The organism is Psychrobacillus sp. FSL W7-1457 (assembly GCF_038593405.1).
Classification (GTDB): domain Bacteria; phylum Bacillota; class Bacilli; order Bacillales_A; family Planococcaceae; genus Psychrobacillus.
This window is the reverse complement of record NZ_CP151993.1, coordinates 378260-401404: the sequence shown is the minus strand read 5'-3', so window position 1 is coordinate 401404 and position 23145 is coordinate 378260. Positions and strand designations below refer to the sequence as shown.

General features: G+C 37.1%; 17 protein-coding genes and 1 other RNA gene. 8 read left to right on the top strand and 10 right to left on the bottom strand.

Annotated elements, in window-relative coordinates; all coding sequences use genetic code 11:
• Positions 1-325: 325 nt before the first annotated feature.
• Positions 326-2221: a PrkA family serine protein kinase gene (locus tag NSQ95_RS02020; RefSeq protein ID WP_340886836.1), complete on the bottom strand. Its 1896-nt coding sequence runs from the start codon at positions 2219-2221 to the stop codon at positions 326-328.
• 142 nt (positions 2222-2363) lie between these two features.
• Positions 2364-3248: a DUF4349 domain-containing protein gene (locus NSQ95_RS02015; RefSeq protein ID WP_340886834.1), complete on the bottom strand. Its 885-nt coding sequence runs from the start codon at positions 3246-3248 to the stop codon at positions 2364-2366.
• A gap of 633 nt (positions 3249-3881) precedes the next feature.
• Here NSQ95_RS02015 and hutH point away from each other — a divergent pair.
• The 6 genes from hutH to NSQ95_RS01985 all read left to right on the top strand — a co-directional run bounded on the left by hutH (position 3882) and on the right by NSQ95_RS01985 (position 7798).
• Positions 3882-5372 (top strand): histidine ammonia-lyase, encoded by a 1491-nt coding sequence (hutH, locus tag NSQ95_RS02010; RefSeq protein ID WP_340886831.1) that lies wholly within the window; start codon positions 3882-3884, stop codon positions 5370-5372.
• A 179-nt stretch (positions 5373-5551) separates the two neighbouring features.
• Positions 5552-5887, top strand: a complete 336-nt coding sequence (locus NSQ95_RS02005; RefSeq protein ID WP_340886828.1) for a L,D-transpeptidase — start codon at positions 5552-5554, stop codon at positions 5885-5887.
• 355 nt (positions 5888-6242) lie between these two features.
• Positions 6243-6383, top strand: coding sequence for a hypothetical protein (locus NSQ95_RS02000; RefSeq protein WP_340886826.1), 141 nt, complete (start codon positions 6243-6245; stop codon positions 6381-6383).
• 440 nt (positions 6384-6823) lie between these two features.
• A complete protein-coding gene (locus tag NSQ95_RS01995; protein WP_169360171.1) occupies positions 6824-6952 on the top strand; it encodes a sporulation histidine kinase inhibitor Sda in 129 nt (42 codons plus the stop codon).
• A gap of 100 nt (positions 6953-7052) precedes the next feature.
• Complete coding sequence (locus NSQ95_RS01990; RefSeq protein WP_340886824.1) at positions 7053-7520, top strand: hypothetical protein; 468 nt, start codon at positions 7053-7055, stop codon at positions 7518-7520.
• Entirely contained in the window at positions 7508-7798 is a 291-nt protein-coding gene (locus NSQ95_RS01985) for a DUF2653 family protein (protein ID WP_340886821.1), read from the top strand. Before NSQ95_RS01990 ends, NSQ95_RS01985 begins: the two co-directional genes overlap by 13 nt.
• Positions 7799-7924: 126 nt before the next feature.
• Here the strand turns inward: NSQ95_RS01985 and NSQ95_RS01980 are convergent, their stop codons facing one another.
• Entirely contained in the window at positions 7925-8122 is a 198-nt protein-coding gene (locus NSQ95_RS01980) for an alpha/beta-type small acid-soluble spore protein (RefSeq protein ID WP_340886819.1), read from the bottom strand.
• Between the two features lie 247 nt (positions 8123-8369).
• On the opposite strand from NSQ95_RS01980, the gene NSQ95_RS01975 reads away from it, so the two are divergent.
• Positions 8370-8672 (top strand): DUF1805 domain-containing protein, encoded by a 303-nt coding sequence (locus NSQ95_RS01975; protein ID WP_340886816.1) that lies wholly within the window; start codon positions 8370-8372, stop codon positions 8670-8672.
• A 220-nt stretch (positions 8673-8892) separates the two neighbouring features.
• Here the strand turns inward: NSQ95_RS01975 and NSQ95_RS01970 are convergent, their stop codons facing one another.
• From NSQ95_RS01970 to ssrS, 5 genes are all read right to left on the bottom strand, one after another.
• Positions 8893-9462, bottom strand: coding sequence for a hypothetical protein (locus NSQ95_RS01970; protein ID WP_340886815.1), 570 nt, complete (start codon positions 9460-9462; stop codon positions 8893-8895).
• 476 nt (positions 9463-9938) lie between these two features.
• Positions 9939-14318: a S8 family serine peptidase gene (locus NSQ95_RS01965; RefSeq protein WP_342560780.1), complete on the bottom strand. Its 4380-nt coding sequence runs from the start codon at positions 14316-14318 to the stop codon at positions 9939-9941.
• Between the two features lie 795 nt (positions 14319-15113).
• The gene (locus NSQ95_RS01960) at positions 15114-15302 is read right to left on the bottom strand and encodes a hypothetical protein (RefSeq protein WP_342560169.1); all 189 of its coding nucleotides are present in this window, start codon (positions 15300-15302) and stop codon (positions 15114-15116) included.
• 349 nt (positions 15303-15651) lie between these two features.
• On the bottom strand, positions 15652-16389 hold the full coding sequence (locus tag NSQ95_RS01955; protein WP_340886812.1) for a LysM peptidoglycan-binding domain-containing protein: 738 nt from the start codon (positions 16387-16389) through the stop codon (positions 15652-15654).
• Positions 16390-16673: 284 nt separating this feature from the next.
• A non-coding RNA gene (gene ssrS / locus NSQ95_RS01950) (6S RNA) lies at positions 16674-16868 on the bottom strand.
• Positions 16869-16989: 121 nt separating this feature from the next.
• Between ssrS and NSQ95_RS01945 the strand changes: the two genes are divergently transcribed.
• Positions 16990-17796 carry a serine protease gene (locus tag NSQ95_RS01945; RefSeq protein WP_340886809.1) on the top strand — a complete coding sequence of 269 codons (807 nt, stop codon included), beginning with the start codon at positions 16990-16992 and terminating at the stop codon, positions 17794-17796.
• A 155-nt stretch (positions 17797-17951) separates the two neighbouring features.
• On the opposite strand, the gene NSQ95_RS01940 is transcribed toward NSQ95_RS01945, so the two are convergent.
• Complete coding sequence (locus NSQ95_RS01940) at positions 17952-18701, bottom strand: hypothetical protein (protein WP_340886807.1); 750 nt, start codon at positions 18699-18701, stop codon at positions 17952-17954.
• A gap of 2 nt (positions 18702-18703) precedes the next feature.
• Positions 18704-22540: an AAA domain-containing protein gene (locus NSQ95_RS01935; RefSeq protein ID WP_342560168.1), complete on the bottom strand. Its 3837-nt coding sequence runs from the start codon at positions 22538-22540 to the stop codon at positions 18704-18706.
• Positions 22541-23145: the final 605 nt, after the last annotated feature.

Genomic DNA, 23145 nt, shown 5'->3' with positions numbered 1-23145 from the left:
GGCGCCTATCACTGCCCCGACAGGCAAATGGAGAAAAGTGAGGAGGCAGGTCTTCAGCCACCGGAGCTTTTACTCATTTGACCCCGAGGGGCAAGGTGCCGGAGCTAGACAATAAGAAAAGCGCAGGCACCTGTCTCTGCCCCGACAGGCAAATGGAGAAAAGTGAGGAGGCGCTTCCTCAGCCACCACAAACGCTTTTGTTTGCGACGAGCCTGCGCAGGAGCAACTTTTAGCCATTTGACCCCGAGTATAGTTACACATCAAACCAAATTAGTATAAAAAAAACAAGACCAATGAAGAATATCAGTCTTGTTTTTTCATGGCTTTATCGATTAAGAAGACTTCCAACATAACGTAATAATTCATTGGCTGAAGTAGAATTATATCCGTGTTCATCAATCAATCTAGCAACTACTTCGTTTATCTTTTTCAAATGAGCTTCATCTGGCGTTTTCGTAGATGTAGTAATTTTCACGACATCTTTTAAATCAGCAAACAGTTTCTTTTGAATAGCCTCTCTTAGGCGTTCATGGGAATTATATTCGAAACGCTTCCCTTTCCTTGCATAGGCAGAAAGGCGAATTAATATCTCTTCTCGGAATCCTTTTTTTGCATTTTCAGATATGCCTATTTGTTCTTCTATGGAGCGCATTAGTTTTTCATCTGGGTTCATCTCTTCGCCAGTTAATGGATCTCTCATTTTGTTCTTGTTACAAAATGCTTCAACATTGTCCAAATAATTATTCATTAGCGTTATTGCCGACTCCTCATATGAGTAAACAAAAGCCTTTTGAACTTCTTTTTTAGCAATTTCATCGTATTCTTTTCGTGCAATGGCAATATAGTTTAAATACTTTTCTCGATCCTCTTCTGAAATAGAAGCATGCTGATCAAGACCCTCTTTTAAAGCACGTAAAACGTCTAATGCATTTATAGAAGGGATTTCTTTTCTTATAATGGCGGAGGAAATGCGGTTGATCACATACCGCGGATCAATTCCATGCATACCCTCTGTTGCAAACTCTTTCTTTAACTCTTCTACATCAATTTCATTAAAGCCTTCGATATTTTCCCCATCATATAACTTCATTTTCTTTACTATATCTATTCCTTGTTTCTTTGGATCCTCTAACCTTGTGAGTATTGAGAATATAGCTGCAGCCCTTAAGGCATGGGGAGCAATATGGACATGGTTCATATCACTTTCTTTAATCATCTTTTCATAAATTCGTTCTTCTTGGCTAACCTTCAAGTTATAAGGAATTGGCATTACAATAATACGTGAATGTAGCGCCTCATTCTTTTTATTAGAGATGAACGAACGATATTCCGTTTCATTGGTATGGGCTACAATCAATTCATCTGCACTAATTAAGGCGAAACGACCAGCTTTGAAGTTACCCTCCTGTGTCAGAGAAAGTAGATGCCACAGGAATTTTTCATCTAGCTTAAGCATCTCCTGAAATTCCATCATTCCTCTATTAGCCTTATTGAGCTCCCCATCAAATCTATATGCTCTTGGATCAGATTCAGATCCAAACTCAGCAATTGTTGAAAAGTCAATACTTCCAGTTAAATCAGCGATATCTTGAGATTTTGGATCAGATGGAGTAAAAGTACCTATCCCAACCCTTTTGTCTTCTGAAAAGAAAATTCTCTCCACTAAGACATCTTCTACTTTTCCACCATACTCTTGCTCCAGCCTCATCGAGTTCAGAGGTGATAGACTTCCTTCTATTCGAATTCCGTATTCCTCAAAAAAGTCTTCTCGAAGATGAGTTGGGATTAAATGAAGCGGATCCTCATGCATCGGGCATCCTTTAATAGCATAAACAGCACCCTTGTCAGTTCTGGAATATTCCTCAAAACCTCTCTTCAACAAAGTAACAATAGTAGATTTACCACCACTCACGGGACCCATCAACAATAAAATTCTTTTCCGAACATCTAAACGCTTTGCTGCCGGATGGAAATACTCTTCTACCAGACGCTCTAACGCTTCATCTAGACCAAACATTTCCTGTTCAAAAAACTTATAGCTTTTCTTTCCATTTTCATCCGAATGCCCCGCACTTTTAATCATGCTATATACACGTGCATGTGCAGTTTGAGCAACTTCTGGTCTGCCTTTTAATATTTCCAAGTATTCCCTGAACGTACCTTCCCATTTCAACTCGTTTTCCGCTTCTCGATAACCTTTAACCTTACTTAAGATATCCATGTTTCCCTCCATTCAGGGGCATCTTTTATACATAATATGACGAGAAGGAATTAATGATACATATAACTTTGTAGTTGTCTCTCAATTGTTTATATCTATCGCTATTTCATCTCCTTAAAATTTTTACTATTGAATGAAGGCATTATTTATCTTTCCGTCTTTTTCTTATAAACCAAATACTCAAAAAGGAAACAATACCCATTACTAATAGAACTGGTAAATTGCCCAATAGAAACACTATAATTCCAGATCCTATCACTAATAACGCATTCACACTTTGAACAAATTGCTTCTTTGTCTTCTCCCATGTGTTTAAGTCCTTATTTTCAATGCTTGGTACAATTACTCGATCCTCATAAAAGTTCATCTCAATTGTGGAAAAGGAAGTTTGATTGTCCAAATATTTAATCTTTCCAACTATTACTTCTATTTCTTCTTGTACCTTTGACAAGTCAGCTGAAATCTTTAAAAGATCCTCTGTTTTTTCAGCGCTTTCCATAAATACTAGCAATCGAGCTTCTACTGCTCTTTTCGATTTTAATCGGGATTCTAAGTCTACATACTGCTCTGTTACATCTTCACCTGTTATATTCCTCTCTAATACCTTAGTTACCTGTCCTTCAGCTTCCGATAAAAAAGTCTCAAAATGCTCCTCAGGTACTCTGACAACCATACGTCCGTAACTACGAGAATCACTTTCTTGATAAATATTAGATTCTACAATATAACCGTTATATTTACTTACCTTTTCTGTCATCTTTTCTTGAGCAACCGTTAGTTCTTTGACGTTTGCACTAATATTAGCCTTGTGAATAATTTTTCTTTGGGATATAGATGGATTGGAAGTACTTTCCTCTGTCTCAGAAATACTCTCTTCCTTTGAGTCATTTCCTCCCTGACCAACATCATTTGAATACTCCGCGTCATTCATAGACTCTGTTACTGCTGCCTTTTCCTCGTTTTGAGCACTGCATCCAGCTAAAAAAATGAGAGATAAATATAAGAAAACGATAGTAAACCTAGTCATTACCAAAAACCCCCTTTACTTTAAATAAATAGACGTTTGTGAAGAAACTTCGTTACAATCCTCTCGTTTAGCACACTATCAAGACACTCTACTAGCATATGAGAAATTTTTACTTTTCTTCTAAAAAAGCTTAATAAAATGGAATATTCCGATAGAATATAAGAAAAGCGCAGGCGCCTATCTCTGACCCGACAGGCAAATGGTGAAAAGCGAGGAGGCAGTTCCTCAGCCACCGGAGCTTTTATCCATTTGACCCCGAGGGGCAAGGCGCCGGAGCTAGACACCAAGAAAAGTGCAGGCGCCTATCTCTGTCCCGACAGGCAAATGGGGAAAAGCGAGGAGGCAGTTCCTCAGCCACCGGAGCTTTTATCCATTTGACCCCGAGGGGCAAGGCGCCGGAGCTAGACACCAAGAAAAGTGCAGGCGCCTATGTCTGTCCCGACAGGCAAATGGGGAAATGCGAGGAGGCGATTCCTCATCCACCGGAGCTTTTATCCATTTGACCCAGAGGGGCAGGGTGCTGAAGTTAGACAATAAGAAAAGCGTAAGCACCTATGTCTGCACCGACAGGCAAATGGGAACATACATCAAAATAATTGATTTGAAAGCTATAAAAAAGTGGGAGTGGAAAATATGATTCACTTAAAAGGGTATGGCCTTACATTGGAACAAATGAGAGCCATTCTGTATAAAAACGAGAACATAACATTAGATAAAGAGGCTATACAAGCTGTTCAGAAAAGTAGAAGAGCAGTAGAGAAAATTGTTAGTAGCGGAGAAATCGTGTATGGAATTAATACGGGCTTTGGAAAATTTAGCGATGTCAGTATAAACGAGAAGGACGTTCATGCACTTCAATTACATTTGATACGATCTCATGCTTGTGGGGTTGGAACTCCTTTTGAAGAGTTAGTTTCAAGAGCTATGGTTATTCTACGTTTAAATGCTCTGATGAAAGGTTTTTCAGGCATACGACTCGAGGTATTAGAAAGACTGGCATATATGATAAACCATCATATCCATCCCGTAATACCCTCCCAAGGCTCTCTAGGTGCATCTGGAGATTTAGCACCTCTATCACATTTAGCCCTTGTATTAATCGGCGAAGGATTTGTTTGGGAAGGTAACAAGCATGTTCCTTCTACAAATGTATGGAGTGAACATGGACTACAGCCAATTGTACTTGAAGCTAAGGAAGGGTTAGCCTTAATAAATGGAACTCAAGCAATGACTGCTCAAGGAGTGATCAACTGGCTCGAAGCTGAGACTCTTGCGTATCAAAGCGAGTGGATTGCTGCAATGACTATGGAAGCCCTCCATGGAATTACAGACGCCTTTCACCCTTCTATCCATGAAGCACGAGGTTACCAGGAGCAAATAGACGTCGCTAAACGAATGCTGTACTGGTTGGAAGGAAGTCAACTAGTCACTAAACAAGGCGAACAGCGAGTACAGGATGCCTATTCTATAAGATGCATACCTCAAATACACGGAGCCACATGGCAAGTGCTTTCCTATGTAAAAGAAAAACTTGAGATAGAAATAAATGCCGCCACAGATAATCCATTAATCGTAGAAGACGGAAATATAGTTGTTTCTGGTGGGAACTTTCACGGTCAACCAATAGCCTTTGCGATGGATTTCTTAAAGGTGGGAATGGCCGAGCTGGCTAACGTTTCTGAACGACGGGTAGAAAGACTCGTGAATCCACAATTAAATGTTGGTCTCCCGCCATTTTTAAGCCCAGAGCCTGGTCTACAATCAGGAGCAATGATTTTACAATACACTGCTGCTAGTCTTGTTTCTGAAAATAAAACATTGGCTCACCCAGCATCTGTCGACTCTATCCCATCCTCTGGAAACCAAGAGGACCATGTAAGCATGGGAACCATTGGGGCTAGACATGCCTATCAAATCATTCAAAATGCCCGTGGAGTAATCGCTATCGAGGCTATTTGTGCAGTTCAAGGAGTCGAGTATCGTAATGAGTTGCTGATGGCACCAAAACTCCTTAAAAAGTGGAAGGAAATCCGTGCATTTATTCCATCCCTAACTGAAGATCGGGTTTTTAGTAAGGATATTGAGCTAATGCAAAATTATTTGAGGAACTTCAATATCTCTTAAGTGCCCTCTTCCTTTGTTTTAACAGTTTGCTTCTACTTGGAGAAAGTGTATAGGCAACACCAAGGGAGCCCCTGCTTCCTCTATACACTTTTTAATAAAGTATATAACCATTCGTTTTTAGTTATCCATCTTACGAATCAACTCATATAATAGGAAATAATATATCGGGAGTTGATTTTTTGACACTTTGGATTGATGTGTCAGTCACAAAACGTCAGTTGAAGCTTTATGACGGAAGCAAACTATTAAAAACATACCCTATTGCAGTAGGAAAAGTCTTAACCCCTACCCCGACAGGTAATTATATGATTATTAATAAGGAGGTAGATCCAGGAGGTCCATATGGGGTATTGTGGATGGGATTATCTAAGCCTCATTATGGCATACACGGGACAAACGATCCAAGCTCAATAGGAAAAGAGGTATCACTTGGTTGTATAAGAATGTACAACAATGACGTTATAGAATTATCCTCCCAGGTATCTTTGCAGACAAACGTTTACATCCACAAATAATGGTTCTATAGCTCTCGCTAATAAGTCTAAATTAGAATATATTTAATATTCCCCACTCCAAGTATCCCATTTCAACTGCCCTATATCATTCTCCAAACTCGTGATCAACTCCATACAACCGCTCTTTCTACTTTCTAACCCTATAGTCAATATCACTCTTCTCATAATTATTTCTCTCTTATATACTATGTTGCCTATTCCTATAAATATTTTAATAATAAGGCGATGCTTACTCATCCTACTTAATACAATAGCTTTCAACTTAACTTTTGATGTTTATTTCCTTCTTCCAGAGGTATGTATTATTTAAGATAAATTCTTTAATGAAAAACTATAAGGCACGGAGGTAACAAATATGTTTACTGAAAAAAATAAAGCAAAAATCGGAGCAGCTACATTCATCTCTTTAGGTCTGCTTGGAGACACCAATTATGCTGTAGACCACGATGACAATCAATTTGACGACAAGGAAGAACAAGAAAAAGAAGAATATTAATTAAATTTTAAAAAAATTAATTATTTTATGTTTAAGCACATATTTTAACGGGTATTGATAAAAGGAAATATTTTGTTTTTCCATGTAATTAAGTAAAAAGAAAACTAAAAATTTATTAGATAGTAGGAAAAAAAATTATCATATAACATATGTGTTAAAGCAGCAGTTTAGATGTTAATAATGATTTTTATTCCAAAAAGGTTTCGACAAAATTCGCCTTTTTCATTCTTTGTGGATAAGTTTACACACAGAATTCACACTAGATAAATATGATTTTGGCAAACATGTAAACAACTTATTAACATCTTATACCCACATACTGTGGATAAAAAGAACGATTGTTCTTAATAGTACTTTTTGGTAAAGTAATGTTAATAACAATTATCTAATCTTAATGCCCTTTCACATATAAGAACATTTAACTATTAGGAGGAAATAAAATGAGTAAAATGTCGGATGATCTATTATTAGAATCATATTTTACTGCTAAGGAACTTAACCTTTGCCCTGACTTTTTAGCTTTATTGAAAAGTGAGATTCAACGTCGCTCTCTTCAAGTTGAACTATAATCTTTTATATAAATGAAACTTTCTTTCCATTCTTTCGTAAATAGTATAAGGTAATACTGTAAGTCTAATCTAATAACTATTTTACGGAGGGTTTTAAATTTTGAAGAAAATTCTAGTCGCACTACTTACGATCACGCTTGTTTTTTCTTCAGTGGGCAATTTTATCTTTCAAGATGATATAACTGCTGAAGCTAAGAAATACAAGTCAGGAAAAAAAGGTTTTAATTCTAATAATAATAATAATTCAAATGACAATACGAATAATTCCAATACGAATTCTAATATTCAAAAAGATAAAGATAATTCTACAACAGCTACAAATAAATCATCTAACACAAACTCCAAAGGTGGATTTACAGCTGGTGGATTAATGAAAGGTCTTTTCATAGGTGGTCTCGCTGGATTACTCTTTGGTAGTCTTTTCGCAAATATGGGTATACTTGGTTCTATATTAGGTTTCTTAATTAATGCTGCCGCTATCGCAGTAATTGTTATTCTTATCCTTAAGATTATCAACATCTTTAAAGACAAGAAAAAGAAAGAGGAAACACATACATGGAAAAACTAGTAGTACCGGAACAAAATATTATTAATGCTATTTGCGTTCACTTTGGTCGTAAAGTAAATGCTAACCCGGAAAAAGTTGAAGTGGAGTTAATGTATGATGACGAAACTGGCTTTTCCGCTGAGGCATATGTAAATAATCAACAATTTAATTTAAGTACTCTAGACATTATTGAATCTTTACGCCAAACTATGAGAGAATTTTTAAATCTAGACCCTATCTCTACTGGTATAGAGCTTGTATTAGATGAAGAAGAAGGAATAATTGCAGTTGTTAGTTAAAAAAAGGTAACGAAGAATTTTCTTCGTTACCTTTTTTATTATTTTTTTAGGAGAAAGTATTCGGCATTACAAAACATGATTCAAAAACAAAAAAACCGATGGCACTAAGCCATCGGTCTCATTTAATTATTTTTGATAACCGCTCATTTGTCCTTGAGCTTGAGCTACTAAACGCTTAGTAATTTCTCCGCCAACGGATCCGTTAGCACGCGCTGTAGATTCTCCTCCAAGTTGTACTCCAAATTCTTGAGCGATTTCATATTTCATTTGGTCAAGAGCTTGTTTAACACCTGGTACAAGTAGTTTGTTGTTGTTGTTTGACATTTCTCTCACCTCCTTGTGAGATTATATTGTGCCAAATCTTTTGATATATACAAGAAATAAAATTTTAGACTAAAAACTTTTTCAATACATTTAACTGCATTGTTCTAATGATTATGGTTACCCTTTATAGCAATACAAAAATTTGAAATGCAATATTTTAGGATTCTTAAACTTTAGCTCGTTAATATTCACCTATTTCCTACTCCTTACATAATCTGAAGGGAAAGCTTAAAGGAGTGAATATTTATTGATTAAAGCACACCCAGTTGACATCGATGGAAACACATTTATAGCTGTTTCAGTTGAGCTTCCAAAAACGACTTTGCTAACCGTATCCAATGACAAAGGTTACATTATGTGTGGAGCATTAGATGTTGGCTTGCTCAATGAAAAGTTAAAAGATAGGAACATAATTGCAGGCCGAGCTGTAGGAGTAAAAACAATTGAACAGCTTATAAATGCTCCACTTGAATCCGTTACTTTAGAGGCAGAGAAATTAGGAATTGAGACTGGAATGACTGGAAGAGAAGCATTACTAAAAATGCTTTAAAGCTGCCTTCAAGCAAGAGTAAAACCCATATCTAAAACTTCCACTTAATTTCAGCACTCTTTAGGCTAATACAAGAACTTGTAAGAGGATGACCGTATTTTTATGATCATCCTCCTTTTAGTTTAGTATGTAGTTAAATTATATAAGTATTTATTTTTTTCCAAGTATTTGATAAAAGGATAAACATCGATAAAAAATAATCATAATTACACAAGCGCTATTATTCGTTCCAAGTTTCTACATGCTCAATAGGAACCTCGGCTGCCTTTACCCTCCACCTGATACTTGATGCTGCATCTAATACATGAGTGTTCTCTTTTATCGTAAGCATTTTTCCATTATTGAAGTAAAAGTTGTAATAGGGAAGTTCCTCGGAACTTTCTTCTACCATATAGTAGGACACCTTATTTAACTCTTCCCACTGATAAATTTCTTTTTCTGTTGAAAACATTTTTCTAAAAGAAATTTGGTCCTCATTAAGTGAAATATATGACAAAGAAGCATAATAAAATGTCACCATGCTTAAAGCAAAAGCTATTAATGCAGTTGGAATAGAGATCTTCCAGCTTTTCAATAATCCTAGAAGAACAAAGCACAAAGCAAACGTAAATATGCTTATACCCAATACCCAATAATTTATAGATGGTACATAGGTAAGCCACGAATTTCTATCATAATAGATAGTATCTGCTACAATATTTGGCATTAATAAAATATAAATTGGTGAAAATAAAACCACGCATGCAGCAATTACTAAAAAAATATGTTTTATATTATATTCTCTTCTCATACCTAACCCCTTTTTTTACATAATTTGCTTTTATTTAATATTATCATATTTTACCAAATGTTATGAATATTTTTTTAAAAGGCTATGTTAAAGGGTAGGGTTGATTTATAATCCAAAGAAATCATAAATCAGAGAGTAGAATTGATTTCCGCCCCAGCCGGACGCTTTCCTCGGGGTGAGCGATAAGCCATCACCCATCGCTTACGCGCGTGGTTGTGATGGCTTATCTGTCTCACTCATCCCGTAGGAGTCGCCGTCTGGCGCTCCAATCAATAAATGGGAACAGCTTTAGCATCAATAAAGAACTAGAAAATTATTTATGTTCTTAATAGCCATTTGAAAGTTCAAATGTTTATGTTTACAGTCACTATAAAAAAGAATTGTTAGTCAAAATCAACCAATAACTTTAACAAAGCTTTTTAAAAAACAAAAAAGTCAGTGAGGTTATCTCACTGACTTTTTGTGTTAAATATTTCTTAGTTCTCTTCTGTTTCTTTAACAGGCTCTTCTAATTCAGCTGGTTTTTCAACTGCTGGTTGTGAAGAGGTTGGAGCATCAACATTAATAAACAATTTACCTGCTGCTTTTTGACGCGTTTCATTTCCAAAGCCATCAATTGCTATTACTTCGATTACTGCTCCATTTGCTACTGTATCTGCTGGCACTGTCCAATAACCAACATAATGACCATTACCAGTTTCCATCATCGGTAATTCTGTAGCATTTTGTACATCTCCAACATTTGTAAGTGGCATATGAATAACAAATGTAGGTTTTAAACCAGACTCACTGTCAAATTCAATTTTAACACTTCGACCAGTTTTAAGATTTAAATCTGTTGCCGGTTTTAGGTTAGAAATTTCTGGAGCAATAGAATCAGCAGTAACCTTAATTGTCTTAGTTACGACGTTTCCTGCTCTGTCCTTCGCCTCTACCGTAATTTCATTTAAACCTTCTTCTAAAAGAATACGTTTAGAGAATTTACCGTTAGTTACTGCTGCAGGTTGTCCATTTACATGAACATATTCAAGATTAGCATCTGCTATAGTACCTTCAACAGTTACGCTTTCACGATTTGTTTTCTCTCCATCGACTGGCTTAGTAATAACCAGTTCAGGATTTTCGGTATCTAGGATCACTGTTACAGGAGCAGATTCCCCAGTTTCACGTCCGTCCAAGACAGAAACAACTGTAAATTCATTTTCACCTTCTGTTAATACTGCATCAAGTGAGAATTTACCATCATTACCAACCTCAGTTGATCCTACTACTTCACCATTTTGCTTCAACTCGATAGTTGTAGTTGGTGATGCTGATCCTTCTATTGTAATATCTTCTTCATTAGTAACTAAACCTTCAGCTGGAGAAGTGATAACTGGACCTACAACCTCGTAGCTTACACGAGCTCGGATCATGTAGTTACCCTCTGCAGCAGGTGCAGGTGTCCATGCACCAGAAACTCCTTGATAGCTTCTGCCAGCATTTGTTCCATTTTCATCTGTAGCTAAACCTGGAGTGTTAGGGTTTGCAAATGTTTGGCGATATACCATATGGAAATCTCCATTTACAACGATGTTGTGTTCCGTTAAGTCTACAACTGTCCACTCTCCATTACGTAATGCAGTTGCATTAACAGGACCAGCGATCATTTTACCTGGCGCTCCATCAACACCACTTGCATCCCAGACTTCTACAGCAAATGCTGTTCCACCTGGTACAGGCCATTCAGTTGTCCAGAATCTGAATACTCCATCTGTTACAATTCCACTTTCTTTACCTTCAGGAAGTGACATTTTTACAGACCAAGCATTTCCAGCTGCGTTAAATGCTCTTGCATTTTCTGCAGTTCCGTCATCATAACCAATTTCCCCACCTGGGTAAGTGTAGAATGGCTCTAAAGCGATGTCTTTTGTAATTGGCTCGCCGTCAATAGAAACCGGAATTTCTTGTCCATGGTATCCACGAGCGATAACTTTTAACGTGTACTCTCCAACATATGCAGTAATCTCATAGTTACCATTTTCATCAGTAACTACTGGCGTGATATTAGCATCCTCTACTAGAAGAATAGTTGCACCAGCAATTCCTTCTCCCGTAGAAGCGTCTGTAATTGTACCGCTAATAGTGCTTTGCTCAATTTCGTCTAAAGTAAAGTTTGCAGTTGCTGTTTCGTCTGCCTCAATCACTACTGATTTTTGTTCAGATTCGAAACCATAAGCTTCTGCTTTCACTGTAAATGTACCTGCTGCATGGGTCATGGAATATGAACCATCGGCCGGGTTTGTATATACAGAGCGATTTGTTTCAAGTACGCTCACTTGAGCACCAAGTGGTAGCAATGTAGGAGCATTTGTATCTTCCACTACTGGAGGTGCCGCTTTTAGTTCAGGTAAAACAGGCTTAATTTTATTTGGATCTACCGGTGCTTTTTTCACATCGATATCTTTTTGGTTATCATTTCCTTTACCACCTGTGATAGCTGTGTTGCCTTTGTTATTGCCTTTTCCTTTTGAAACAGTACCAGTTTGAGAAACATCCGTTAAAGCTACGTCATCAATATACCAACCGTCTCTTTGTACACTTCCATCAGAAAATGCATTAAATCCAAGATAGATACGTTGACCCGCATATTCAGAAAGGTCTACCTCTACATCTCCCCATGCTGTAGATATTCCTGTAACCCTTAGTAACTGTGTCCAGTTTACTTGGTCAGTAGAAACAACGATATGTCCATAATCCCAAGCTGTACCAGATGATGCTTGTTCAAAATTATGCCACTGCTTGAACTGAAGATATGAATTTCCTTCTGGCAAATCAATTGGAGGTGCCACAAGTGTTGCATTCATATTATTTGCATACTGACCTTTTAGATTAGTAGCATATACTTTTTCTCCAGAGGCAGCATTTCCAGGACCAGATGTTGGTACACCCCACTCCCAGCTGTTTTGGTTTCCAAAAGAATACCATCCAGTTGGTTGTGCTTCAAAATCCTCTGTGTACCCTACTGTAATACCTGGTTTTACTTGTACTGTATATTCTTCACTTGTTACTTCATTGTTACCAAAGTCAGTTGCTGTCCAAGTGTATTTAAAGGAAGTACCTGTGATTAGATCTCCAGGGACTACTACTGTATATACTCCGGACTTATAGTCACCAGATGAACGCCCAGCTTCGATTTGTTGCCAAGCTCCGTTTTCATCTTGATATTTTAATACTACAGAGGAAACACTAATATCATCTGTAACATTTGCAGTTAAAGTTAAAGCCATACCTTCATATGTTTCAGAAGGAGCAGAGTGTTCAAGAACTGGCGCTTCATTATCCTCGCCCTCTTTAGTTACTTGTCCTTTTAAAGTACCAAGTCCAGTAAGAATAGAAGACACTGCAGCTTCAGCATCTACTAAACCATATCCATAGCCATGGTTTGGCACTGTTGTATATTGGGTATCTGTTAAAGGAATAGCAGTATTTAATAAAATCTCTTCCATTTGATCTACAGTAAGATTTGCATTTACCTGTCTAAGTAATGCAGCAACACCAGATACAGCTGGTCCTGCCATAGAAGTTCCATTCCAACCACCTTCATATCCGCCACCAGGGATAGAAGATCGAATGTTGACTCCAGGAGCTGAAATGTCAGGTTTAATCTCAGCATATGGAGATGGACCACGAAGAGAGAAACTTCCAACTATATTATTAATATCCGTTGCGCCAGTTGCGAAAGACTCAGGATAGTTTGATGGTGCCGCTACTGAACCTGGCCCACCTGGGTTAGAAAAAGTAGTATTTCCTGCAGAGAATTCTGGGAATATTTCAGCAGCACGCCAGTTGATTACAACATCGCGGTACCACTCATCTAGTCCTGCTCCGCCACCCCATGAGTTGTTGACAACATCTGGAGCTAAATCTACTCGTGTATTTCCACTTGCATCAGTAGGAGCTAATATCCACTGTGCAGCTTCTAATAAATCAACGTCAGAACCACCGGAAGCTGTAAATGCTTTAACAGCAATAAATTTAGCACCTGGAGCTACACCAATTTGATTAGAACCGTTTGGCTCACTACCTACCATCGTTCCAGTTACGTGCGTTCCATGATCTTGATCATCGAAAGGTGTTGGACTTGCTGAAGAGGTTGCATCAAACCAGTTAAAGTCATGTGATACTTGACCTGTTGCTTTGTTGTACCCACGGTATTTTTCTTTAAGGGCTGGATGATCCCATTGAACACCCGTATCAATACTTGCGACTACAGTACCAGATCCATCAATGCCCATTTCCCAGACTTGTGGTGCCTTAACTCGGTCGATATTCCATTCCACATTTGCAACCTCAGCTTTAGGTGCTACTGCGTCTTTAGTTTTAGTAACAAACAGCTGACGTGTCTCATTTGGAAGGATTTTTTCTACCTCAGGAAACGTAGCAATTTTTTCAGCAATTTCTTTTGTCGTTGTTACCGACATTCCATTTACGATATAATAAGATTCTAGGTCGCTAGCATTTCCTTTGGAAACTTCTTTTTCAAGAAACTCCATCACGGTTTCTTGTGATTCCATGGAAGTGGCTTTTAGTTCTGACACAACAGCTGACCTCTGAATCAGCTTCGTGTTATGAGCTGAAAGATTTTTCGACTCGGCATTTTTTCTAGCCTCTGAAGCTACTTTTGCCGAGTCAGCCTTTTCTTTAAACTTTATCAAGAAAGTAACCTTTTCATCTTCTTTAAAGTCTTCTAGTAATCTACTGCTCATTTTATCCTTGACAGAAATACTGTTCGGACTTGAATCTCGCAATGACTGGTGCAATTTGCTGTTCGCTTCTGCACTAACTACATTGGGAGCGATCAGTGAAAATGTCATAAGTAAAGTTGCTGCGATACTGACGGCCTTGTTTCGTTTAGTTCGTCTACTGCTCCTACTCAACTTTCATTCCTCCTCTGATTTTAGCTGGATCTTTTACTCCTACTAATCTAGGTTCTTTACCATATAGGAAACACAAAAACACCCTTTCCCCCTTTCCTAATTGTAAGTTTAGGTAAACAGATTCCATGGTGTCTGAACAAAAGCTCTTGATGTATTTACAACTATATACTATAAATCAAAGGATTTTTGTCGAAATTTGACACTAACTAGTTCAAATATTCCGATTTGATTGTATACGACTACTTTATGTATATAATTTATAGGTATTTATAACTTTTTTAATTTCCCGAATAGGATGACCCTCATTATTAAACTCTTTATTCTCTAAGAGATGAGCTATTTTTTTACCTCAATAAAAAAAAGTTTATTCTGAAAAATGAATAAATTAACCTAATATTCTTAAATGCAATTTTAACTTCATGGGACTTTAACACACTTATAGGTATAAATACTTCTTAACTTTTACCAGGAAACCAAGTATACGAAGGGATTCTTTAACATTTTTGAAATTCACAACGTTTAATTAGCACCATTTAAAATTCAATACGAAATACCCAAAAAGAATGATTACATATTTATTTTTCTAAACCTACTCATTTAAGCTAATAGTCCCTTTCAAAGTTTTCCTTCGTTTTACAGACAATCCGACATACGAAATAGACCACAAAAAATAGAAGCAGATGAATCATCTGCTTCTAAAGAACATTATTTATCATTGAGGATTTTCAACAATTATTGCCTGTCTTCAAATAACATCGTAATCATATCAAAATCAGCTTCTATTTTCTGTAATTCCCGTGGCTGATGCAAAATATCTCTTGGTATGACTTCTTTACTTCCATTTACGGGTATAGATTTGAGCGTTTGCGCTATCCATTTTGTCGATAATAAGGATTGGAAAAATTGTCTACATAGACACAATCCGTTATCCCTTCATATTTGCTCATTATTCACGTTCTATACTTATCTTTTTAATTTTTAATATAAAAAAAGCCCCACTTCTTCAACAGTGGGGCCCGATTTTTTATATAAAATCGGATGAGAAAGACGAAGGGAGATCTTCTTCAGCTATCAACTGTTTCTCATACCAATATTATACCCATTATGAGCATTTTTATTTACTAGTAATTATTTACATTTAGTTATTAATATGGAATAAAAGGGTTTGAAATTACTTTATGTGTAATTATTATCCTTCGAATAACAAATACCTACCTATAATATTCCTCTTTTAACCAATAAAATAATATTTTTGTTCATCTTTAAAACTTTAGTCAAGTATTTTAACTGTCACTGATTGACGACCCCAGTTAATCGCATCATCATAAGAAGGCATGTAAACATCTATCTTATTTCCTTTTATTGCGCCTCCGATATCTCCAGCAATGGCTTCTCCATAACCTTCAACCCAAACTTTGGAACCAAGAGGTATGACAGTAGGATCTACTGCAACCACTTTTTGGTTGGGGTTCGCATTTAAGTCAATTCCCGTAGAAGTTATTCCTGAACACCCTTCACAGGAAGCTGTGTATGCAGTAGCGGTTACGGTTAATTCTTTTACATCCGTTGACGCTGCTGTTTCACTAGGGGTTGGAATACTTGAGCTATTAGCTGAACTCTGAGATGCACTCACTTTTGGCTGCACCTTATCTCCACTAACGACTAGCTTATCACCGGGGTGTATTAAGTCATCTATAAGTTGGTTACTTGTCATTAGTTCGGTAACGCTCATCCCATGCATAAGCGCAACACCATAGATAGTGTCTCCCGAAACAACTGTATAAGTTCCTGTAGATTCCTCCACCTGTAATTGTTGTGATGGGTATATAATTGTTGAATCCAAATCGTTCCATACTTGTATATTTTCTATACTGACGTTATTCTCTTGTGAAATTGACCAAAGAGTGTCACCTTTTTCTACCGTGTGAACACTTGATGCAGAAGCTTGTCCTGCTGTTCCTACTGATAGTGCCGCAATAGCAGTTAGTGCTACAATGTGTTTTTTCATAAAATGAATTTCCTCCTTTTCACTAACGACCCCTAGCTTAACATGTTAAGATGACAAAGGTATTTCAGGATAGTGTTAGGGAGATAATAAATTTATGACAGAAAAAAACAGCATGTTACAAATGGCTACTCGCTGAAATCTTTCTAAAAATTTTAATTGTTCCCTCATATTCGTTTGCTATCGACTACATATTTCCCCTCTATTGTTTTTCTTTATTTAACACAAAAAAACACCCTCACCATTTCTGGTGAGGGTGTCTATATATCTTGCTATAAAATTCTTATTAGGAAGCCGCCTTTGCCGTATCTTATATGAAAGTTTTAAACCACCACTCCTCAAAGTGGGTGTTCGCAGATACCTTCTTTGCATGTCTTCATTGTCTAAAAGAGAATGAAGCTTGTCATTCCGGCTCTATATAAAACTCCCTGTTACAGCATAAAGGTTAAAACTTAATATTCATACGCACAATGCAGCTTGTATTCATATATTAAACCTTTTGTACTCATATTTCAAGTGAAATTAATTCTTATCTTACCAATTAATAGACAACATTTATGTATAATAGATGTACAAGTTGCAATCAGTAAGGATGTGAGTAAGATGCCTGATGATCGAAAAAAGGAAAAGTGGGAAGAGGATATTGATGATGAAGAGTTGCAACAATTAGTTTTGGAAGCACAAGCTGAGGCACTGCTCAAAGCTAAAGAGGAAAAAAACCTTCCTACACGAAAGCGCCCATTTCCAAAGTGGATCTTTTACTTGATGGCATTGGTCTTATTTGTTAATACTTTTGGTATCATCTTGCAGGTTTACTCCATTCCAGCTATTGAATTCGTCAAAACGTCAGCTCGCCTATCAGCTCAAGAGAATATAGCAGAGTATAAGAAATCGGTTGTAGTTGTGCTCACAGACGATAGTAAAGGCACTGGATTTTCCATTACAGAAAACGGCACCATTCTAACCAATTATCATGTAATCGAAGACAAAAATAATATAACTGTCGGCTTCCCTGATGATGGGCGATTTCGAGCTGATGTGATAGAAGCCTATCCTGAAATTGACTTAGCCGTTTTGCAAGTCTCCAGCAATGAAGACTTCCCGTATTTAACCTTAGCTGAGCAAATGGAAGCTAAGCAAGGTGATCCCATCATCTTTATCGGCAATCCATTGCGCTTTACAGGGATAGCCAATGAGGGAACATTAATAGAACCTTATCAATTAAGTGACTGGGATGTACCTATCATGATGATGGAGGCCCCTGTTTACAGAGGCAATAGTGGAAGTCCGGTGTTTAATCAAGAAGGACTTGTAATCGGTATTGTTTTTGCTACCCTGGAGCATGAAAGCCATGGTAAGGTTGGTCTGTTTGTACCTATAGAGGAATATTACAAGGCCACTACTAAATAGGTTAAGTTAGATAAGCTGATTATCATCCGATCCACGACATAATGCAATGACTAGTGACAATTAAGTCAGTTGCAAAGAGCTCTACAGACAATAACAATGCCCCCAGAATTTTACGGTTTGTAAAACTCTGGGGGCATCTTCAGTTTTTTTAATGATTATAAAAACTTCTCTCTCCAACTCAATCGTTCGTTTTCATTTAACTGCGTTTCTAGCGCTTCATCCCATTGATCGGTCAGAGTATTCCATACTCTTGCGAAAAAAAGGTCCTCCTGCTCGTTATAGATAATGTATTCTAAGCATGGGATATCATCAATGTACATTTCAGTAGATGAGATAATTTCGGAGATGATTATTAATTCCTCTCCTTCATGTTCTTCAATGTTAGATTGATGTAAAGCGTCTAACAGAATTGCTTGTTCTATAGCCAGTTTTTTTTCATCTTTAGCGTATCTATACACCTGGAGCAGCTCCTCACCTTCTGAGGCAGGCTTTATATCTCCGCTGAGAAAATTCTTATGGGTAGGACTAAATAGTATATTATGGGTCCCAGGTTCCTGCTCCTCTTCAAAGATTCCCTGTTCCAGTTGTTGTTTACCTTTTGCCGTTAGTACAATATTAGCTTCTCTTTTTTCTATTAACCCTGATTTTCTCATGACCTCTATTAAATCATCGATGAATAACTGCTCCACCATCAACAATTCACTAAGTTGGGCAGAGGTGTTAATATTCGCTTTTTGAAAGGAGATTAACATCATTTTCATCAGTACGTCCATTTTTGTACGCTTCACTCGTTTATATTCAACTTCAATTGTATGGACTGGAACACACCAATTTAGTGATTCCATTATTTTCACCTTAGAATTTTGGTAAATTTCTTTTTCTAAGCGTTTTTGTAATGATTGCATATTTAAACTCCTATGCGACTCCCTTGTCCAATCACTTCTGGATCACGAAAGCCTTCCTTCTGTTTTACTATTGTTTTTAAACGACCATACATTTCTCTGGAGCTTTTTTGCTTAGCTCGTTTCGTAAACATTTCCACACTACCTACTATGACTAGCAGCTCTCTAGCACGAGATAATGCCACATTCAGTCGACGATAATCATTAGCAAATCCAATGTCTCCACTCTTGTCCTGGTTGTTACGTACCATGCTCAAAAGGATGACGTCCATTTCCATCCCTTGAAATTTGTCTACCGTTCCAGTTCTAAAATGCAAATGCTTTAAGTTCATTTCCTGTTGAATGAGTCGATCAATTCTTTTTACTTGTTCACCATAGAAGCTAATAACTCCAATGCTTTTCTTTTCATGTTGCTCCATTCTTCCCTCTTGCTTAGCTTTCTCTGTAGCTTTGTCCAAGTCAATGAGAATCTTTCTAATTGAATCGAGCTCAGCTTGATTGAATCTACTCTTACCGTCCTTCATACGTTCTTCAAAGTATCGTTTTTCATTAGGCATATCAACCCATAGAAGATGGTCGGTTCTTTTGACAATCTCAGAATCTAATAAATGGTCCCTCATCGCATCAGAATCGGTTAGGCCACATTGTAACCTGTAGTTCTCTTCCTCATAAAACGGCGTAATAGTTTCCATAATACTCTCATGCATACGATATTGAATCGCTAGCATTGTCTTATTGCTCTTAGGTAAATTTTTGAAGAGACGTTCGAAAAGAGACTCTTTGAGCAACTTTTTCAACTCTTCTTTTTCTTCGAAGCTATCGCTTTCTTCAAGAATAGCCTGAAGAGTTTCATCTAACGTATCCTCTCCAACTAGTGGAGGAAGCTGATGATGATCACCTACTAGAATAATCTTCTTTCCTTTTAACATCGGCAACAAGAGTTCTGGTGGTGTAGCTTTAGATACCTCGTCAATGATGACAACATCGAAGGTTGGATAATTCTCCATAAATTCTTTTCTAGCAGATGCAACACAAGTAGTCCCTATGACATTCGCATGACGCACATATAGCTTTCTTATCTCATCTAAGTCATGATCGTTAGCTTCCTGTAAAAGAGAAAACCATTCAGTTTGAAGAGTTTGAGTTATAGGTAGGCGCTCTAATTCAATGTGTATCTGCGCACTTTCTTGTTCTAAGGCCGTGCAGCTCTCTTCCAATTTCTTTAGTGCATTTTCTGGATTTTGGAGTATGATTTCATCTAAAATCTTTAAGCGCTTTTCCTGGTCTAGACCTTCTGCATTTACCATCTTAGCTTCTTGTTCACTTTTTTGTAGAATACCTTCTTGCTCCTGAAGTTGAGTTTTAAGCTTCTCCAATTCAGCCTTTTTGTGACCTAACTTCGCACTGTAAACAGATACTTTCTCCAATGTTTCATCCAGAACTGCTCTCTTTTTTTGTTTATCTAATAAGCTGGTTTCAAGAGCCTCTTGTGTTGGAAGACTTTCAAAGTCTCCAGATTCAGTGGAAATGCCCTTAATTTGTTTCTCTAAATTGGTAAGTTGGTTTTTTTGATTTGTCCCAACAATTAATAACTCTCTTGTTTGGTTATTAATAGCTTTGAACTCGTTTTCCAATTCAGTGGCAACTTGGGCCTTGATAGCCTGATACTTGGTAATGGAGTTGCTTTTAAACAGTTGAATGCTTGCTTGTTGCTTTAAAACAAATTTCTCTCTTACATAAAGTCCTTCTAGCAGAATAGCTAATTTCTCAGTAGTCAGCTCTTCTTCATCTGAAGTCATAATATGCTTTAATCTGTTCATAAATTGGTGGATTTCTTTAACCGTGTAGTTAGAATCAAAAACGACACCACTTCTGCCCATATTGCTTTTGACTGACTCTACAGGATACTTATGTTTTTTTAGCAGTTTTTCTATAAATGCTATGGCTGAGTTCAATCGAGCATTTAACTCCTGCCAATCACTTGAAGACTTTATGCTTTCAATTAACAAATCCAACTCTTCCATCTGACGGTTAACAAGAAATGATGGAACAATCCCACATAGCTTTAGACGTCCCTTCAGTTCCTCCACCTTACGGATTGTTTGGATTTCTTTTTTTAGAGCTTCTAGTGCCCCTAATTTTTTTTGAAATTTTTGATGCTGTTCTCTCGTATGTTGTATTTCTTGTTGAGCTCTTTGTAAAGAACGTACTGATTTTTGATACAAAATCTGATCTTGGATACTTTCTAATTCCTTCGTTAGCTGCTCCGTTTGTTCTGTTACTTGTTCTATTGAAGGATTAGCTTCCAGGAACTGCTCCATAGCCGTTAATTCCTGAGCTAGTTGTTGAACTCCAGGACCAATACCTTGTATGGTGAGTTCAATTTCCTCACGTTCCTTTTTTAATGAAACTAAGGCTTTTTTCAATGCTCTTATTTGTTGACTACGTTCATCATGCTCGGTCTGTGCAATGACTTTCTTTTCAATAGCTTCTATTAAGCGTTGCTTTTCCTCTTCAAGACTTTTTGTCTCTATGGAAATGTTATTTAGTCTGTTTTTCAGTAGATTTTCTTGAGAAGCATGTTGCTCTATTACATTGGAAAGTGTAGCAAGCGTTTGTTCCTTCCAATACTGCCCCACATTTTCTTCTATAAATCTTTTCCCTTCTTCCTCTATGCTCTCCGTTCTACCAAACCGTAAAATACGAATTTCTTTGTTAGATAGTAATCTACTAAGGGCATTATCTACCGCTAAGTTTGACTGAGAGGCTACAAGGGTGCGAAGTCCAGCTTTAGCATTCTGCTGACATATTTCGGAAATAACAGTTGTTTTACCAGTGCCTGGGGGACCCTGAATAACATATAAATCTTCTGCAGACATGGCACCAACAACTGCCTCCTGTTGAAACTCATTAAGCCTATTATGGAATTCCAGTTCCTTTTGTTTATTAGTAATTCTAATGGTAGGACGATCTTCAAATAGAATTTTTTCAAGGTTGGCATTTGCTGCTAAGCCATTCTGAAGATCCTCAAAACCTTTTCGTAGTCGACGTATTTGACTAAGGGTTGCAAAATTACTAAAAACCACTTCCTTAGCTTTAGGGTTCAAACTATTTTTCCTTGCCATTTCCCTAATCCTTGGTCTTAGCTCTATTTCAATAGTGTTTTTATTTCTATTTGCTTTTAATACATCACCAATGTCATTTTGGTAACCCTTGAAGCTAATGCTAAGCCCTCTTAATTTATTCCATTCGTTACCGTTAACTTCACAGCCTACTAATGACATCCTACTAAAATCTTCGTTAAATATAATTTTAGAGAAGCTTGCAGTTATATCTGCAATATCCGCATTTCTTTCCTGTATTCTTAAATAACCTTCCCAGCTTGATATCCGTTTCTTCACATATTCAGAGCGTTCCTCTGCTACAGGTAACTCTCTTATCTTTGTATGTAACTGTATCGGTAACCCAGCACCGTTATTTTTTGACGTAACAAATGACAGGTTAACTGGTAGCCTTCTATTTGTCTGTACCGGCACTCGAGATCCGCGTACATGAAATCCAGTTGCAAGAAACCCATTGTTTTGTAGTACACAGTCCATTATTGCTACCTTGCCATCCAGCTTTTCAGTAAGCTGCAAGTTCTCTATGTTGTCAAAGTATAAGGAAAGCGAGATATTTCCTTGCGCATTAACCGGACGTTTCTCAATATAAACTTGAAACGATTTTTGTATATTAAAAAAGTCGTGTTCATCAGCTGACCACTCCTGTATTCCTTTGCGAGCATTATTAGTCATCATTAAATTGCAGCGCATTGTTTTTTCTAGAGTTGAAACATTACTCATGAACAGACCTCCTTTTAGATTTTTTAGTCCAACTTATATATGTTAGCATTTTTTAAGGAATTCTTAAATTGTCAATTACTATTTTGATTTGGTTAAATTTAGAAGTCGTAATTTTTTTAGGCTATGTTAAAGGGTAGGATTGATTTATGATGCAAAGAAATCTTAGATTCAGAGAGTAGAATTGATTTTTCGCCCCAGCCGGACGCTTTCCTCGGGGTGAGCGATAAGCCATCACCCATCGCTTACGCGCGTGGTTGTGATGTCTTATCTGTCTCCCTTATCCCGTAGGAGTCGCCGTCTGGCGCTCCAATCAATAAATGGGAACGGCTTTCATGCATCGATAGGTACTTATAAATTTAATCGCATAAACAAAGCCGAAAAACTGTACCCAATCCCAATTTCATAATCTATTTATAATCTTAATAGTCATTTGAATGTCCCTTTTATAATGTTTATAGTCAATATAAAAAAGAATTGTTAGTCAAAATCAACCAATAACTTTAACAAAGTTTTTTTAAAATACACTTTACTTACTTTATCCGTCCTATTCATCCCCACACCCTACAACAATATTCCATAAATTAAAGACCCTGGCGCGCATTATA